Raw genomic sequence first — 15,686 nt, 5'->3', positions numbered from 1 at the left:
CTCACACCAGAGCGGGCGCGGTGGCGCTCGCCGGCAGCAGCGTGCGCCGCCGCAGCCACAGCGCCCCCGCCAGCACCGCGCCCGCGATGCCTGCCGTCGCGAACGCCGATGGCGGTCCGAACAGCTCGACGAGTTGTCCGCTGGTCGACTGGCCCACCGCGGCTCCCAGCGTCACCGACGTGACCACCCAGCCGAACGCTTCGGTCTCGGTGCCCGCCGGTGCGGCCAGTTCCAGCGCGACCGAGTGCGCGGTGGACTGCGGAGTGATCAAACTGCCCGCCACCAGCAGCGCCACGCACAGCCCCCACAGCGACCCCGGCAGCGACAGCAGGGCGACCAGCACCGCGAAACCGAACAGCAGCGCGGGCAGCCGCAGGTGCATCGGCCGCGGCCACGGCCGCATCCCGTAGAGCACGCCCACCACGACCGAACTCACCGACAGCACGCTCAGCAGCAGTCCGCCCGCCGAGGGGTGACCGGCGCGTTCGGCCGATGCGGGCACCGCGACCTCGATGAACCCGACCAGCACGCCGAACCCGAGCGCGGCCAGCGCCACCGTGCGCATCCCCGGCGTGGCGATGGCTCCCAGCAGGCTGCCCTGCGCTGCGCCTTCCGGACGCAGCGCGCGGGCCGCCGGGGTCGCGGCGAACCCGAGACTGCCGATGATCATGCACGCGGCGCCCGCGACCAGCCCGGCACCCGGCCACGGCAGCGCGACCAGCACTCCGGCCAGCCCCGGGCCGAGGATGAAGAACACCTCCATGCTAATCGCCTCGTACGAGTAGGCGGCGTCCCGCACCGCGCCCGCGGGCAGCAACCGCGTCCACAGCGCCCGCGAAGCCGGCGCCACCGTCGGCTGGCTGAGCCCGAGCGCGAACCCGAGCGCCGTCAGCACGGCCACCGGAGCGCCCAGCTCGATCGCCGCGATCTCCGCGCTGACCAGCAACGCCAGCACCAGCGACATCACCGCCATCGGGCGGCTCGGGCCGATCCGGTCGATGATCCGGCTTTGCACCACCGAACCGCAGGCGACGCCGATCAGCTCGCCGGCCGAGACGAGCCCTGCGGCCGCGAAGCTGCCGGTCTCGCGCTGCACGTACAGCATCAGCGCCAGCCCGATCATCGCGATGGGCAGCCGCCCCAGCAGGGACGTCAACACGGGAGCGGTGGCGCGCGGCGTGCTCAGCGCGACGCGGTAGTCGGCCAGGGACACCGAGTGGGACATGCGTACCATTATTGGTCATGCTGGTACGTGAGTACCAGTCATTTTCGCCGTGCTCCCGCACACCCTCCGAGGTCAGGACGTTGTGCCCGGTGCTCGCCCGTAATCCCGGGGCACACTCGTGCAAGCAGGACAGCGGGAAAAGCCGAAAAATCTGCTGGGACCGTGCAACGTCTCGCGCCGCTGCAACGTCCTAGAGAGTGAAGGGCCTTGAAACCGGCGCTGGGCGACGCCCATCGTTGAGCCCGGGCAGGCGCCCGGTGCACGAGCCCGCGCGGCGGGTAACTGCCACAAGAGCACAGACCACCTCCGATGCCGGGTTCGGGGCCGACACTTCGGAGGTTCGGGGAAAGCGTGGTTGGTCGGGGGACGAGCCGCGCAGCGAAGAGGCCGGAGCGTCGCGTCGGGGGCGACGCCCGGTCTCTTCGCATGTTCGGCCCCAACACCGCGTCTGCGAGCCGGTGTCAGGCAACCTGCCCCGTACAGTCGGCGACCGTACTCCGGTACGAAGATGTCGTCGGCACACCAGCGCACACGAAAACGCGCGCCGACTGAGGGGTCCGAATACCAGCGAACCCGTCAGGCGGCGCGCGTTGTGTGCCGCGGAGGTCAGCGGGCGCGGCGCGCCAGCCGTTCCGGATCGAGGATGAGCACGCTCTTGCCCTCCAGCCGCAGCCAGCCGCGGTGCGCGAAGTCCGCCAGCGCCTTGTTCACGGTCTCCCGCGAAGCCCCGACGTACTGCGCGATCTCCTCCTGCGTGAGGTCGTGAGTGACCCGCAGCAGTCCGGCTTCCTGGCTGCCGAAGCGCTGCGCGAGCTGCAGCAGCGCCTTGGCGACCCGGCCCGGCACGTCGGTGAAGATCAGGTCGGCCAGCATGCCGTTGGTCCGGCGCAGTCTGCGCGCGATGACGCGCAGCAGCTGCTCGGCGATCTCGGGCCGATTGCCGATCCACTGGCGCAGCGCGCCGCGGTCCATCGTCAGCGCGCGGACCTCGGTCACCGTCGTGGCGGTGGAAGTCCGCGGACCCGGGTCGAAGATGGACAGCTCGCCGAACATGTCCGACGGCCCCATGATCGCCAGCAGGTTCTCCCGCCCGTCCGGCGACTTGCGGCCGAGCTTCACCTTGCCGGATTGAATGATGTAGAGCCGATCACCCGGCTCGCCTTCGGCGAAGATCACGTGTCCGCGCGGGAACTCCGACGGTTCCAGCGACTGGGTCAATGCCTCCGCAGCGGCCGGTTCCACTCCCTGGAAAATGCCGGCCCTGGATAGGGTCTCGTCCACCTCGTCCCTCCATGCTGAGACGCGGCGGCTTGTTCGTCGCGGCCCCGCGTCCCGTTGCGGTCACCGGCCTTGCCGCCGATCACTACCCGTCAAGTCTAAGACCGGTCACGGGAACGGCGAGTCCGCAGTCTGCCTGCGCGTCCCACCCTGCGTAGCTGGAACAGCTCCAGCGCACGTCCAATTCCCTGCCGGAACAGCGCCCGCACCTCGTCCGGCCGGGCGTTCTCCAGCAGCTCTTCGACCTCGTTCTCCTGCACCGCGACGTGCCGCAGTCTCGCCTCCACGCGCTCCATGAACAGCGTGAAGAACATGATCACTAGCGGTACGACGACAACGAACCAGGCAGTCATGATGCTCCGAATCCTCGCTCATGCCTTCGAGCCAGGTGCAACCGGGGGTGGGTCACCGCCGCTCGGGGCCGGACCGGGGTGTCGACCGGGTCCGTACCCTGGTGGAGTGCCGGAGCCAGCTCAAGACCGCTCGAACGCGGCGGCCACCGCAGCGCGGGGCCGGGGTCGATCTTCCCCAGCGCAGCCGACCGGGCCCGGTGCCACGTCGCCGAACGGCCGGGACGGCGCCCGCAAGGCACCGGCCCGGCGCAGGTCACGGGCCGCGGAGACGCGGACCGGCCTGGTCCGGCGCGCCCGCAGGATGCTGCGCGCGCTGGCCGAGGCCTATCCGGAGGCGCACTGCGAGCTGGACTTCGAGACGCCGCTGGAACTGGCGGTGGCGACCGTGCTGTCCGCCCAGTGCACCGACAAGCGGGTCAACGAGGTCACGCCCGCGCTGTTCGCGCGCTACCGCACGGCCGCCGACTACGCGGGAGCCGAGCGCGCCGAGCTGGAGGAGATGATCCGCTCCACCGGCTTCTACCGGAACAAGGCGAATTCGCTGATGGGCATGGGCGCCGCGCTCGTCGAGCGGCACGACGGGCAGCTGCCCGCGCGGCTGGAGGACCTGGTCAAGCTGCCGGGCATCGGCCGCAAGACCGCCAACGTCATCCTCGGCAACGCCTTCGACGTCCCCGGCATCACGGTGGACACGCACTTCGGCCGGCTGGTGCGGCGCTGGCAGTGGACCGCGGAGGAGGACCCGGTCAAGGTCGAGCACGCGGTCGGCGAGCTCATTCCGCGCAAGGAATGGACGATGCTCTCGCACTACGTGATCTTCCACGGCCGCCGCGTGTGCCACTCGCGCAAACCGGCCTGCGGGGCGTGCCTGCTGGCCAAGGACTGCCCGGCGTTCGGCGCGGGACCGGAGGAACCGCAGGCAGCGGCGAAGCTGGTGCGCGGCCCGGAGGCGCCGCGGCTGCTGGAGCTGGCCGGGGTGTCCGGGGAGCTGGACGCGGCGACGATCGAGCGCGCCGCGGCCGAGGAGCCGGACAGGTGAGCCGCTGGCGGCAACTGCGCGAGTTCCGCACCGAGATCCAGTGGACGATCGTGGTGCTCGTGCTGGCCGGTCTCGCCGTGGTCGCGCTGTTGCCGGGCGCCCAGCTCACCGGCCGGGACTCCGGTGGAACCGCGAGCCCGCAGCCGGCTCCGGGCACCGCGGACCCGCCCCCGGTCGATCCGGCGCTGCGCACCGGCATGCAGCCGTGCCCGCAGCCGCGACCGGGCGGTCCGGCGCAGCTCGCGGGCGTCACCGGGACGTGCATGGCCGACGGGGCTCCGGTCGATGTCGGCGCGGCGGTCGCGGGCAGGCCGGTGCTGATCAACGTGTGGGCGACGTGGTGCGGTCCGTGCCGCACCGAGCTGCCCGCGCTGCAGGAGTATTCGCAGCGGCCCGGTTCGGTGCCGGTGCTCGGCGTGCAGGTGCTCAGCGACGAGGCAGGCGGGTTGCAGCTGCTGCGGGACCTCGGGGTCCGGTACCCCGCGGTGCACGACGTCGACGGCGGGCTCCGCTCGGCGCTGCGGGTGCCGAACGTGCTGCCCGCCAGCTTCGTGCTCACCGCTTCCGGCGAAGTGCGCCGCGTCGATCCGGGGGTGTTCGGCTCGGCCGACGAGGTCCGAGCCGCGGTCAGCCGCACCTTGGGAGGGCAGTCGTGACGGAGCAGGTCGCCCTCGACGGCGCGCCGGATTGGCTGCGCCCGCTGGTCCGGCGCACCGCCGAAGTCGACCAGGGCCATTTCGGCTGGCCGCACGGGCGCCCGCCGCGCAGCGCCCGCCCGGCGGCGGTGCTGATCCTGTTCGGCGAGCAGGCGGGCACCGGCCCGGACGTGCTGCTGATCCGCCGCGCCGACGGGTTGAACTCGCACCCGGGGCAGGTCGCCTTCCCCGGAGGTTCGATCGATCCGGACGACGACGGCCCGACCGGTGCGGCGCTGCGGGAAGCGCAGGAAGAAGTGGGCGTGCTCCCGGAGGGCGTGCGGACGCTGGGCACGCTGCCGGAGCTGCACGTCGCGCACAGCGGTTTCCGGGTGACGCCGGTGCTGGCGCACTGGCGCGAACCGTCGCCGGTGGCCCCGGTCGACCCGGGCGAGACCCGGGCGGTGGCGCGGGTGCCGATCTCGTGGCTGGTCGACCCGGCGAACCGGATCAACGTGCGGTTGAGCAGCCGCCACCCGAGTCCGGCCTTCCTGGTGCCCGGGATGCTGGTGTGGGGCTTCACCGGTGCGCTGCTGTCCGGCGTGCTGGACTTGGCCGGCTGGTCGCGCCGGTGGAACGGCGACGACGTGCTGGGCCTGGACGAGGCGTGGCGGGCCGCTGAGGAGGCCGATGACGCCGGGTTCGGTTCGTGACGGCTTGCTGATGCCGGTTCCGGTCGGGTTGAGTGATCGCTCGGATCGCCGCGGGCGGCGGCCGTCGAAGGGAGCTCGGTGAACTGGGTCGATCTGCTGGTGGTGGCGCTGGCGTTGCTGGCCGCCGTGTCCGGCGCGCGCAACGGCCTGGTCACGGCCCTGTTCTCGTTCCTCGGCGTGTTCGTCGGGGCGATCGTGGGGTTGCGGGTGGCGCCGCTGCTGCTGGAGCGGCTGGACAGCCAACCGGCCCGGGTCGGGTTCGGCGTGGGCATCGTGGTGCTGCTGGTGGCCTTCGGCGAGACGTTCGGCATGTGGGCCGGGCGGGAGCTGCGCGACCGGATCACCTCGGCGAAGCTGACCGGCGTGGACAACGTGCTCGGCGCGGTGCTGCAGTGCGCGGCCGTGTTCGTGGTGGCGTGGCTGGTGGCGCTGCCGTTCACGTCCGCTTCGGCGATGCCGGGGCTGGCTTCGTCGATCACCCGGTCCTCGGTGCTGCGCACGGTGGATTCGGTGATGCCGGCGGCGGTGAAGTCGTTGCCGGACGAGCTGCGCCGGATGCTCGGGGTCAGCGGCTTCCCGGACGCGCTGGAACCGTTCTCGCAGACCCCGGTGGCCGCGATCGATCCGCCGGATCCGGCGCTGGCCTCCAGCGACGTGGTGCGCAACGCGCAGACCAGCGTGGTGAAGGTCCGCGGCCGCGCGTCCTCGTGCGCGCGGGCGCTGGAGGGCACCGGTTTCGTGGTCGCGCCGCACCGGGTGATGACCAACGCGCACGTCGTCGCGGGCACCGACCGGGTGTCGATCGAGGTCGGCCGCGGCCAGTTCGACGCGGAAGTGGTGCTGTTCGACCCGTCCACGGACGTTGCGGTGCTGTCGGTGCCGGACCTGGACGCGGACGCGATGCCGTTGGACCGCTCCGAGGTGCCGCCCGGCGGCAACGCGATCGCGCTCGGCTACCCGCTGGACGGGCCGTACACGGCCGCCGCAGGCCGGGTGCGCGAGCGGATCAACCTGCGCGGCCCGGACATCTACGACGGCAACACCGTGGTCCGCGACGTGTACACGGTGCGCGGGAAGGTGCAGAGCGGGAACTCGGGCGGTCCGCTGATCGACGCGGAGGGCGACGTCGTCGGCGTCGTGTTCGGCGCGGCCGTGGACGATCCGGACACCGGGTTCGCGCTGACCGCCGACGAGGTGTCCGACGAGGTCGCGCAAGCCTCCGCGCTGAACACCCCGGTGTCCACGGGGGAGTGCACCGCGGGCTGAGCCCGGGCGCGAAAAACCGCCCGGTCCACGTGCGGGACCGGGCGGTTTCGTCGGCTGCGGCCGGGTTCAGTTCAGCGAGCGGAGTCACGGCTTGCGGTGCCCGCGGACCCGGACCACTTCCCGAACAGCGGCTAGCTTTCGATGGCTTGTTCCTCGGATTGGCCGCGTCGCTGCGCCAGCTGCTTGGTGTCCTTGAGCGTGGCGATGGTGCGCTTCGGTGCCCGGATCTTGCGCACCCGCCGGTAGCCGAGCAGCCCGAACACGCCGGCCACCAGCAGCATCAGCAGGAAGGTGATCCCGAACGACGCCCACCGCCAGATCCCGAGCGCGTGCAGCCCTTCGGCGAGCGTGAAGAACAGGAAGAACATGCTGAACGCGAGCACGGCCAGCGCGAGGATGAAGAAGACGCTGCCCTTGACGCCCTTCTTGACCTCACCGGTGATTTCGGTCTTGGCGAGTTCGATCTCGCCGCGCACCAGGGTCGACAAGTGCGTAGTCGCGTCCCGCACGAGCGTGCCGACGGACTGCTCGCCGCCCGCGCCGGTGCCCTCCTCGGACAGCGGGAGGGACGTGACGGCCGACGCCGCGGCGCTGTCGCTGCTGCCTTGCTGGTTCTTCTGGGCGTTCACGCCCGCCATCGTGCCACGCGGCCCGACCGGCAACCGAGCGAGACTCGCTCGGTGTTACCGGTGGGTGATCTCGGTGCTCGTCGGTGAACTCGATTTGCCGAGGTGATCGCTCGGCGCGACCTCTCAGGCGCCGTCTCGCCGCGTGCCGCGGCGGCGCAGCAGCATCGCCGATGCGGCGAGGGAGGCGAGGGCGGAGGCGAGCAGCACGGCGGCCTTGGCGCGTTCGGCGGCGTCACCGGCCAGCGAGAGTTCGGCGATCAGCAGGCTCACCGTGAAGCCGACCCCGCCGAGCATCGCCAGCGCCGCCATGTCCCGCCAGGTCACGCCGGTCGGGGAGGCGGCAAGGCCCAGTTTCACCGCGGCGAACGAGGTGCCGAGGATGCCGATGAACTTCCCGACGAACAGTCCGGCCATCACCGCGACCGCGACCCGGTCCTGGAACATCTCGCCGAGCGCTGCGGCGTCCACCGGAACCCCGGCGGCGAAGAACGCGAACACCGGCACCACGAGCCCGGCCGACCAGGGCTGCAGCCGGTGCTCCAGCCGCATCGACGGCGAAGCGTCCTCGTCCGGGTCGCGCTTGACGCGGGTCAGCAGGCCGAGCGCGACACCGGCGATCGTGGCGTGGATGCCGCTGCTGTGCACCGCGATCCACGTGGCCAGCGCCAGCGGGACGTAGAGGTAGGCGGTACTGATCCGCTTGTGCTGGGCGAACCAGTAGGCCGCGCACAGCACGACGGCCGCCAGCAGCGCCAGCAGGTTCAATCCCTGCGTGAACAGCACCGCGATCACGACGATCGCCCCGAGGTCGTCCACCACGGCGAGGCTGAGCAGGAACACCCGCGCGGCCGTCGGCATCCCCGACCCGGTCAGCGACAGCACCCCGAGCGCGAACGCGATGTCGGTGGCCACCGGGATCGCCCACGCCTGTCCGGCGCCGGGGGCGCCGTGCCCGATCGCGAAGGCGAGCACCGCGGGCACGATCATGCCGCCCAGCGCGGCCAGCACCGGCAGCAGCGCCCGCTTGCGGTCGGCGAGTTCGCCGACGACCAGTTCGCGTTTGAGCTCCAGGCCCGCGACGAAGAAGAAGATCGCCAGCAGGCCGTCCTTGGCCCACTCGCCGATGCTCAGGTCCAGGTGCAGCGCGTGCGGCCCGAGCTGGAAGTCGCGCACCGCCTGGTAGAGCCCGCCGGCAGGCGAGTTCGCCGCGATCAGCGCGATGGCGGTCGCCGCCAGCAGCACCATGCCGCCGACCGTCTCGGTCCGCAGGTACTCCCCGAAGTCGAACGCCCTGGCCCGGACGCGTCCGCGGGGCGACTGGTCGTTGTCGGGTTCGGTCATCGGCCGGCCTCCTGGACGTACGCGGTCACACCACGCCGACCAGACTTCCCGGCACACCCTGGCAAGACCCTAACAGCAGCACTTCAGCTCGCGGCCGACCGCAGAGTGCAGGCCCCCTCGGTCGCGAAGGGGCCTGCACTCGGGTCAGCGGATCACTCCTCCGCGGACTTGCTGATGCCCTTCGAGATCTGGTCCATCACCGAGGAGTCGGCCAGCGTGGACACGTCGCCGACCTCCCGGTTCTCCGCGACGTCCCGCAGCAGCCTGCGCATGATCTTGCCGGAGCGGGTCTTCGGCAGCTCCTGCACGACCATGATCTGCCGCGGCTTGGCGATCGGCCCGATCTCGCGGGTGACGTGGTCGCGCAGCGCCTGCATCGCGGCCTCGCCACCGGCTTCGTCCGCGGCGTTGCCGCGCAGGATCACGAACGCGACGATGCCCTCGCCGGTCGTGGCGTCCTTGGCGCCGACCACCGCGGCCTCGGCCACCGTCGGGTGCGACACCAGCGCGGACTCCACCTCGGTCGTGGAGATGCGGTGCCCGGAGACGTTCATGACGTCGTCCACCCGGCCCAGCAGCCAGAGGTCGCCGTCCTCGTCGTACTTCGCCCCGTCACCCGCGAAGTAGTAGCCGAGGTCGGCGAACTTCGACCAGTAGGTGTCCTTGAACCGCTGGTCATCGCCCCAGATGCCGCGCAGCATCGACGGCCACGGCTGGTCCAGCACCAGCAGCCCACCGCCGCCGGGGCCGACGTCCGCGCCGGACTCGTCGACCACCTTCGCCGAGATGCCGGGCAGCGGTACCTGCGCCGAACCGGGCTTGGTGGCGGTCACCCCGGGCAGCGGCGAGATCATGATCGCGCCGGTCTCGGTCTGCCACCAGGTGTCCACGATCGGCGCGGTGCCGCCGCCGATGTGCTCGCGGTACCACATCCACGCCTCCGGGTTGATCGGCTCGCCGACCGAGCCCAGCACCCGCAGCGTCGAGAGGTCGTACTTGGCGGGGAACTCCGAGCCCCACTTCATGAACGTGCGGATCGTGGTCGGCGCCGTGTAGTACAGCGAAACGCCGTACTTCTGCACGATCTCCCAGTGCCTGCCCTCGTGCGGCGTGTTCGGGGTGCCCTCGTAGATCACCTGCGAAGCGCCGTTGGCCAGCGGGCCGTACACGATGTAGGTGTGCCCGGTGACCCAGCCGATGTCGGCGGTGCACCAGTACACGTCCGACCCCGGCTTCAGGTCGAAGACGTTGCGGTGCGTGTAGGCGGCCTGCGTGAGGTAGCCGCCGGAGGTGTGCAGGATGCCCTTCGGGTTCCCGGTGGTGCCCGAGGTGTAGAGGATGAACAGCGGGTGCTCGGAGTCGAACGCCTGCGGGCTGTGGTTGTCGGACTGCCGGGGGACCACGTCGTGCCACCATTTGTCCCGGCTGTCGTCCCAGTGCACCTCGGACTCGGTGCGCTGGACCACGAGCACGTGCTCGATGCTCGGCGTGCCCTGCACGGCCTCGTCCACGTTGGCCTTCAGCGGGGCGGCCTTGCCGCGGCGGTACTGGCCGTCGCAGGTGATGACGACCTTCGCCTGCGCGTCGTTGATCCGGGAGCGCAGCGCCTCGGCGGAGAAGCCGCCGAACACGACGCTGTGCAGGGCGCCGAGCCGTGCGCAGGCCAGCATCGAGAACACGGCCTCGGGCAGCATCGGCAGGTAGATCGCCACCCGGTCACCGGTGCCGACGCCGAGCTCGGACAGCGCGTTCGCGGTGCGGGAGACCTCGCGCTGCAGCTCCGCGTAGGTGATCCGGCGGCTGTCGCCGGGTTCACCTTCCCAATGGATCGCGACCCGGTCGCCGTTGCCCTCGTCGACGTGCCGGTCCACGCAGTTGTAGGCGACGTTGAGCTTGCCGCCGACGAACCACTTCGCGAACGGTGCGTCGGACCAATCCAGCACCTGCGACCACTCGGTGTCCCAGTGCAGGTGCTCTGCCTGTTTCGCCCAGAAGCCTTCGCGGTCGGCCGCGGCCTGGTCGTACATCTCCGACGTGGCGTTGGCCGCGGCAGCGAACTCCTGCGGCGGGGGGAAGGTCCTGCTCTCGGTGAGCAGGTTGTCCAGGGTGTTGCTTTGCCCGTCGGGCTGACTCATCGCGGGGAACCTCCCAGCTCAAGGGGCGCCTTTCGTGTCGGGTAGACCGTAGTGCGATCCGGCTCACGCCGACAGGGGTTCGCGGGCGGGTCCGGCCGATCTGGTGGCGGACGCGATGAGATCAGCAGCTTACCGTCCGTGCATCGCAGTGCGCTGTGACGAAAGTTGCATCAACTTGTCCGTTGCGTTCCGGGTGCGATGGGCCTATCGAGACCGGATCGTGCAGGAAACCGGAAGGCACCAGCCGGGAGGGTGCCTTCCGGTATCGGTTCGCCTGCCGACGGTTTCCGGTCCGCGGCGACTCGCTCGCCCGTTCGCCGCGCGTCAGCGGCGCGGACCCCCGTCCCGCGCGCATCCCGCTGCTGCTGGTCGCGGGCAATTCCCGGAAACATCGCGGGCGGGTTCGGAATCGGCCGCGCGGTGAACGTGTTCCCCCTGCCGGGGTGTCCCGGGGCGGGGTTCTCGGAACCCGTCCGGACGGATCGGGGCTGCGGGTCAGCCCGCCTGCGTCGTGGCGATGATCGAGATGTTCTGGTCGTCGAAGCAGTCGACGGCCTGGGCGCCGGTTTCCTGCACGGTGCTCAGGTGGCAGTCGAAGCCCTGGTAGACGTCCTTGGCGTACTTGTCGGCGCCCACCAACTCCGCCGGGTCGGTGTTGAAGTAGGCGTTGATGGTGTTCATGGATTCCTCGGCGCCCGCGAATCCCTCGTCGCTCTGGCGGGCGTAGACCTCCCAGAAGCCGCCGTCGGGGCCTTGGGTCCCGCCCTGGTCGATGTCGTTCTTCGTCGGTCCGGGGATCTGGTTCGCTTCGCCCTGGTGCGAGCCGGACGCCGAAGCAGCCATGCTCGTACTTCCGGAGTCCACCATTCCGGTGCAGGCGGACAGGGAAATGCCGGCGGCGAGAATGGAACCGGCGATGGCGAGGCCGCGCATTGTTGTCTCCTTGGATGGGATGCGCATTTCGTTTTCCGTCCGGTGGACGCCCGGCTGCGTCGGAGGTTCATCGTCGGGCCCAAATTCGTTGCCGCGGATTTGCTGCTGAGGGATTTCCCGCACGCGCCGTTTTCGATCCCGAGCGGTGCTTGTGGTGCCCTTGCCCGGTCCGGGTTGTGCGCTCCGGCCGCGGCCGACCGGGTAGCGTCCGGCGGCGTGAACGCGCAAGAGTCGTTGCTCCCCCTGCTGGAGCTGCCCGGCGTGCAGGACGCCGTGACCGCCGCGCGGGCGGCCATCGACGAGATCCACGAGCACCCGGCGAACCGCCGCGGCTGGCCCGCCACCAGCGCGGAGGCCTCGGTGCGCGCGGCGCGCGCTTCGGCGGCGGTCGCGGGCGGGGCGGCCGAGATCCCGGACAGCGGCGAGGTCACCGATCCGCTGCTGGCCGGTTCGCTGCGGGTCGCCGAAGCGCTCGGGCCGCTGCTGCCGACCTGGCAGCGCGCCCCGATGCAAGCCCTCGCACGGCTGCACGTGCTGGCCGCCGCGGACCTGGCGGACGATCAGGAACGGCTGGGCCGCCCGCGGGAGGACCCGGCGGTCTCCGCGCGGCTGGACCTGCTCGCGCAGGTCGTCGCGGACGCGGGCGGCAAGTCGCAGGGGCTCGTGCCCGGTCCGGTGCAGGCCGCCGTGGTGCACGGCGAGCTGCTCGCGCTGTCCGCGTTCGGCGAGGTCGACGGCATCGTGGCGCGCGCGGCGGCGCGGCTGAGCATGATCGGCAGCGGGCTGGACCCGAAGGGGCTGGTGGTGCCGGAGGTCGCCTACTTCCGGCGGCAGCCCGACTACGTCGCGGCCGCCGAAGGTTTCGCCTCCGGAGAGCCGGACGGCGTCGCGAAGTGGATCGTGCACTGCTGCACCGCGCTGGAAACCGGCGCGCGGGAGGCGAAGTCCATCGCCGACGCCGTGGAGTCCTGATGAGGGCCGGCTTCGAGCGGCTCCGCCGCGGCAGCCGCTGACCGCACACGCGTCCGGAAGCGTGCATCCGCACCGCGACGGAACCGCTGGTCGACCGACGCGCGCACCGACCCCGAAGAACCGACGGGAGCGAAATGCCGAAGAAGGTCCTGATCGACTGCGATCCGGGCATCGACGACGCGCTGGCGCTGGCGCTCGCGCACGGCAGCCCGGAACTGGACGTCGTCGGCGTGACCACCGTGGCGGGCAACGTCGGCCTGCCGCACACCACGAACAACGCCCTGTGCCTGGCGGACTTCTACGGGATGGACGTGCCGATCGCGGCCGGCGCGGGCCGCCCGCTCGTTCGCGAAGCGCTGACGGCCGGCGACGTGCACGGCGGCAACGGGCTCGGGGGCGTGGTGCTGCCCGCGGCCACGGCACGGGCGATCGACGGCCACGCCGTGGATCGAATAGTCGACGAGCTGGCCGCCGCGCCCGGCGAGATCTCGCTGGTCGCGATCGGTCCGCTGACCAACATCGCGCTGGCGGTGCGCAAGGAGCCCAGGATCGTCGAGTGGGCGCGCGAGTTCGTCGTCATGGGCGGCTCCTACACCCGCGGGAACCGCAATCCGGCGGCGGAGTTCAACGTGCTCGCCGACCCGGAGGCCGCGGCCGTCGCGTTCGACGCGGGCTGGCGCACCACCATGGTCGGGCTGGACCTGACCGCGCAGGCCCGCGCCACCGCCGAAGTGCGCGAGCGGTTCGGTGCGCTCGGGCGGCTCGAGGCGGAACTGCTTTCGCCGATCCTGGACTTCTACGCACAGCACCGGCAGTACCGCGCCGAAGGTCCCGCGGTCCACGACGCCTGCGCCGTCGCGCACGTGCTCGATCCGGGGTTGCTGAGCACCGTGCCCGCGCGGGTGGACGTGGAGACGCACGGCCGGTTCACCTCGGGCATGACGGTGACCGACTTCGACGCGCCCGCCGAGCGCTGCAACGCGGACGTGGCGACGGTGCTCGACACCGAAGCCTTCTGGAACCGCGTGCTCACCGCCTTCGAGCGGGTCGCCGCCGAACTACCGGAGTGAACGGACTGTTCGTCCGGCCAGATTGGTCAGACGGTCCGTTCGCCCGGTCCGTTCGCTCAGAGATTCGGCTCAGCGCGTCAGCGAGCGCAGCGCGTCCCGCACCCGGCCGTCCGAGACCGCCAGCGCCGCCGCGGACCGCTCCACGTCGGAGCCGGTCAGCAGGTGCACCAGCGCCGTCTTCAAGTCACCGCCCGCGTCGCCGAGCGCGCGAGCGCACTCCTGCTCGGACGCGTCGGTGGCCTCGCGCAGGATCGCCACGGTCCGGCCGCGCAGCTTCGCGTTCGTGGCCAGCATGCTGACCATGAGGTTCGAGTAGGTGCGGCCCATCCGGATCATCACCGCGGTGGAGAACGAGGTCAGCACCAGCTTCTGCGCGGTGCCCGCCTTCATCCGGGTGGAGCCCGCGATCGGTTCCGGCCCGGTGTCCACCGCGATCACCACGTCCGCCGGGGCGGTGCCCGCCGACTCCGGGTTCGCCGACATCAGCGCCGTGCCCGCCCCGGCCCGCCGGGCCGCCTGCAGCGCTCCCATGACGTACGGCGTGCGGCCGGAGGCGGTCAGCCCTAGCACGAAGTCCGAACCGGTGACCTGCGAATCGACCAGCGCGGCACCGGAATCGGTGTCGTCCTCGGCGTTCTCCACGGCCTTCTGGAAGGCGCCGCTGCCACCGGCCTGGTGCGCCACCACCCAGTCCGCGGGCACGTTGTAGGTCGGGATCAGCTCGGCGGCGTCGAGCACCGCGAGCCTCCCGGAGGTGCCCGCGCCCACGTAGTGCACCCGTCCGCCGGAGCGCAGCGCGGTCACCGCCAGGTCCACCGCGCGGGCCAGCTCCGGCAGCGCCCGGCCGACCGCCTCCGGCACGGTGCGGTCCTCGGCGTTGAGCACGTGCAGGATGTCCAGCGTCGGCAGCAGGTCGATGTCCCTGGTGCGCTCGTTGGTCCGTTCCGTCGGGGCGTTCACCCGCGCGGGCGGCTGCGGATCGCGGGTCATCCAGCGTCCTCCTCGTTCCTGGGCCGGTCCGGATGCCTGCGGCGATCCGGGCGGGCACCGAGCCGGTGCCCGTCGACGGCCGCGTAGGTGGCTTCCAGCGCTGCCTTCGTGTCGTCGATGTGCCGTTGCGCCACCCCGATGAACAGGCAGTCGATCACGGTGAGCTGGCCGAGCCTGCTCGCCATCGCCCCGGAGCGGTAGGTCGTCTCGCGCACCGCCGTGGTCAGCACGTTCCCGGCGATCTCGGTGATCGGCGAACGGCTGAAGTTGGTCAGCGCGGCGGTGACCGCCCCGTGCCGCCCGGCCTCCCGCAACGCCTCCACCGTCTCGGAGGTGGCTCCGGTGTGCGAGATGCCGATGGCCACGTCGCCGTCGCGCAGCAGCGCCGCCGAGGTCAGCGCGGTGTGCGTGTCCGACCACGCGAAGCAGGTCAGGCCGATGCGGTGCAGCTTCTGCTGCAGGTCGAGCGCGACGAAGGCGCTGGCGCCGACGCCGTAGACGTCGATCCGGCGGGCCCGCGCGACGGCGTCGACGACCGCGGCGAGCGCTTCGGCGTCGAGCTGTCCGGCGGTTTCCTCGACGGCTTTCGCGTCCGCGTAGGCGACCTTCTCGATGATCTGCGCCAGGTCGTCGTCCGGTTCGATGTCGCCGCCGAGGTCGCGGTCGCGTTCGGAGGTGCGGGCGGTGTCCGCGGCCAGCGCGATGCGCAGGTCGGGATACCCGCCGACGCCGATCGCCTTGCAGAACCGGGTGACGGTGGTTTCGCTGGTGCCCGCCGCTTCGGCGACCTCGGTGATGCTGCGCCGGGCGATGGAGGCGGGATCGGCGAGCACGATGCCCGCGACCCGCTGCTCGGCTCTGGCCAGCCCCGGGAGCAGCGAGCGGATCCGCACGAGGGGACTGCCGTCCCCGGCTTCGGACGAGCTGTCGTCAACGGCCATGTGGGAAACTTACTAACCGCGATCTGTGCAGGTCAATGCGGGTGTCTCCGGGTCGGCCGAGGTTCGGGCGGGGCCGGCGGGCCGCGCCCGCCGTGGACAGGACGGTTCGCACCGGGAATCGGGTTGCACCGTGCGGCGGTGCGCCGATCACCTTCGTGGGCCAACG

Annotated in this window: 15 protein-coding genes; 6 read left to right on the top strand and 9 right to left on the bottom strand. The window is 71.6% G+C overall.

The window, feature by feature from the left end; all coding sequences use genetic code 11:
• Position 1: 1 nt before the first annotated feature.
• The 3 genes from V1457_RS06240 to V1457_RS06230 all read right to left on the bottom strand — a co-directional run bounded on the left by V1457_RS06240 (position 2) and on the right by V1457_RS06230 (position 2,856).
• Positions 2–1,225 carry an MFS transporter gene (locus V1457_RS06240; protein ID WP_338601302.1) on the bottom strand — a complete coding sequence of 408 codons (1,224 nt, stop codon included), beginning with the start codon at positions 1,223–1,225 and terminating at the stop codon, positions 2–4.
• A 606-nt stretch (positions 1,226–1,831) separates the two neighbouring features.
• Entirely contained in the window at positions 1,832–2,506 is a 675-nt protein-coding gene (locus V1457_RS06235) for a Crp/Fnr family transcriptional regulator (RefSeq protein ID WP_338601299.1), read from the bottom strand.
• Positions 2,507–2,601: 95 nt separating this feature from the next.
• Positions 2,602–2,856 (bottom strand): hypothetical protein, encoded by a 255-nt coding sequence (locus V1457_RS06230; protein WP_200068243.1) that lies wholly within the window; start codon positions 2,854–2,856, stop codon positions 2,602–2,604.
• Positions 2,857–3,157: 301 nt separating this feature from the next.
• On the opposite strand from V1457_RS06230, the gene nth reads away from it, so the two are divergent.
• From nth to V1457_RS06210, 4 genes are all read left to right on the top strand, one after another.
• Positions 3,158–3,895, top strand: a complete 738-nt coding sequence (gene nth, locus V1457_RS06225) for an endonuclease III (RefSeq protein ID WP_338604856.1) — start codon at positions 3,158–3,160, stop codon at positions 3,893–3,895.
• Positions 3,892–4,551, top strand: a complete 660-nt coding sequence (locus tag V1457_RS06220) for a TlpA disulfide reductase family protein (protein ID WP_338601294.1) — start codon at positions 3,892–3,894, stop codon at positions 4,549–4,551. Before nth ends, V1457_RS06220 begins: the two co-directional genes overlap by 4 nt.
• Positions 4,548–5,243 (top strand): CoA pyrophosphatase, encoded by a 696-nt coding sequence (locus V1457_RS06215; RefSeq protein ID WP_338601292.1) that lies wholly within the window; start codon positions 4,548–4,550, stop codon positions 5,241–5,243. Before V1457_RS06220 ends, V1457_RS06215 begins: the two co-directional genes overlap by 4 nt.
• A 78-nt stretch (positions 5,244–5,321) precedes the next feature.
• Positions 5,322–6,509, top strand: a complete 1,188-nt coding sequence (locus tag V1457_RS06210) for a MarP family serine protease (RefSeq protein ID WP_200068245.1) — start codon at positions 5,322–5,324, stop codon at positions 6,507–6,509.
• Positions 6,510–6,640: 131 nt separating this feature from the next.
• Here the strand turns inward: V1457_RS06210 and V1457_RS06205 are convergent, their stop codons facing one another.
• From V1457_RS06205 to V1457_RS06190, 4 genes are all read right to left on the bottom strand, one after another.
• On the bottom strand, positions 6,641–7,147 hold the full coding sequence (locus V1457_RS06205; RefSeq protein WP_200068246.1) for a phage holin family protein: 507 nt from the start codon (positions 7,145–7,147) through the stop codon (positions 6,641–6,643).
• Positions 7,148–7,261: 114 nt separating this feature from the next.
• Complete coding sequence (gene nhaA / locus V1457_RS06200) at positions 7,262–8,479, bottom strand: Na+/H+ antiporter NhaA (protein ID WP_338601287.1); 1,218 nt, start codon at positions 8,477–8,479, stop codon at positions 7,262–7,264.
• Between the two features lie 152 nt (positions 8,480–8,631).
• Positions 8,632–10,614 (bottom strand): acetate--CoA ligase, encoded by a 1,983-nt coding sequence (acs, locus tag V1457_RS06195; protein ID WP_338601284.1) that lies wholly within the window; start codon positions 10,612–10,614, stop codon positions 8,632–8,634.
• Positions 10,615–11,109: 495 nt separating this feature from the next.
• Positions 11,110–11,547, bottom strand: coding sequence for a hypothetical protein (locus tag V1457_RS06190; protein ID WP_200068249.1), 438 nt, complete (start codon positions 11,545–11,547; stop codon positions 11,110–11,112).
• Positions 11,548–11,763: 216 nt separating this feature from the next.
• On the opposite strand from V1457_RS06190, the gene V1457_RS06185 reads away from it, so the two are divergent.
• Entirely contained in the window at positions 11,764–12,519 is a 756-nt protein-coding gene (locus V1457_RS06185) for an oxidoreductase (RefSeq protein ID WP_338601281.1), read from the top strand.
• A gap of 134 nt (positions 12,520–12,653) precedes the next feature.
• Entirely contained in the window at positions 12,654–13,589 is a 936-nt protein-coding gene (locus V1457_RS06180; protein WP_295144555.1) for a nucleoside hydrolase, read from the top strand.
• A gap of 69 nt (positions 13,590–13,658) precedes the next feature.
• Here V1457_RS06180 and murQ read toward each other — a convergent pair whose 3' ends face one another.
• Positions 13,659–14,579, bottom strand: coding sequence for an N-acetylmuramic acid 6-phosphate etherase (gene murQ, locus V1457_RS06175; RefSeq protein ID WP_338601277.1), 921 nt, complete (start codon positions 14,577–14,579; stop codon positions 13,659–13,661).
• Complete coding sequence (locus V1457_RS06170; RefSeq protein ID WP_200068253.1) at positions 14,576–15,520, bottom strand: MurR/RpiR family transcriptional regulator; 945 nt, start codon at positions 15,518–15,520, stop codon at positions 14,576–14,578. Before V1457_RS06170 ends, murQ begins: the two co-directional genes overlap by 4 nt.
• Positions 15,521–15,686 lie beyond the last annotated feature (166 nt).

Source organism: Saccharopolyspora sp. SCSIO 74807 (assembly GCF_037023755.1).
GTDB lineage: Bacteria > Actinomycetota > Actinomycetes > Mycobacteriales > Pseudonocardiaceae > Saccharopolyspora_C > Saccharopolyspora_C galaxeae.
This window is presented reverse-complemented; position numbering and strand designations above follow the sequence as displayed.

Coding starts and splice junctions, on each gene's coding strand:
- V1457_RS06170 (WP_200068253.1), bottom strand. CDS start 15,520: ATGGCCGTTGACGACAGCTCGTCCGAAGCCGGGGACGGCAGTCCCCTC.
- nhaA (WP_338601287.1), bottom strand. CDS start 8,479: ATGACCGAACCCGACAACGACCAGTCGCCCCGCGGACGCGTCCGGGCC.
- V1457_RS06180 (WP_295144555.1), top strand. CDS start 12,654: ATGCCGAAGAAGGTCCTGATCGACTGCGATCCGGGCATCGACGACGCG.
- V1457_RS06240 (WP_338601302.1), bottom strand. CDS start 1,225: ATGTCCCACTCGGTGTCCCTGGCCGACTACCGCGTCGCGCTGAGCACG.
- V1457_RS06205 (WP_200068246.1), bottom strand. CDS start 7,147: ATGGCGGGCGTGAACGCCCAGAAGAACCAGCAAGGCAGCAGCGACAGC.
- V1457_RS06190 (WP_200068249.1), bottom strand. CDS start 11,547: ATGCGCGGCCTCGCCATCGCCGGTTCCATTCTCGCCGCCGGCATTTCC.
- murQ (WP_338601277.1), bottom strand. CDS start 14,579: ATGACCCGCGATCCGCAGCCGCCCGCGCGGGTGAACGCCCCGACGGAA.
- acs (WP_338601284.1), bottom strand. CDS start 10,614: ATGAGTCAGCCCGACGGGCAAAGCAACACCCTGGACAACCTGCTCACC.
- nth (WP_338604856.1), top strand. CDS start 3,158: ATGCTGCGCGCGCTGGCCGAGGCCTATCCGGAGGCGCACTGCGAGCTG.
- V1457_RS06230 (WP_200068243.1), bottom strand. CDS start 2,856: ATGACTGCCTGGTTCGTTGTCGTCGTACCGCTAGTGATCATGTTCTTC.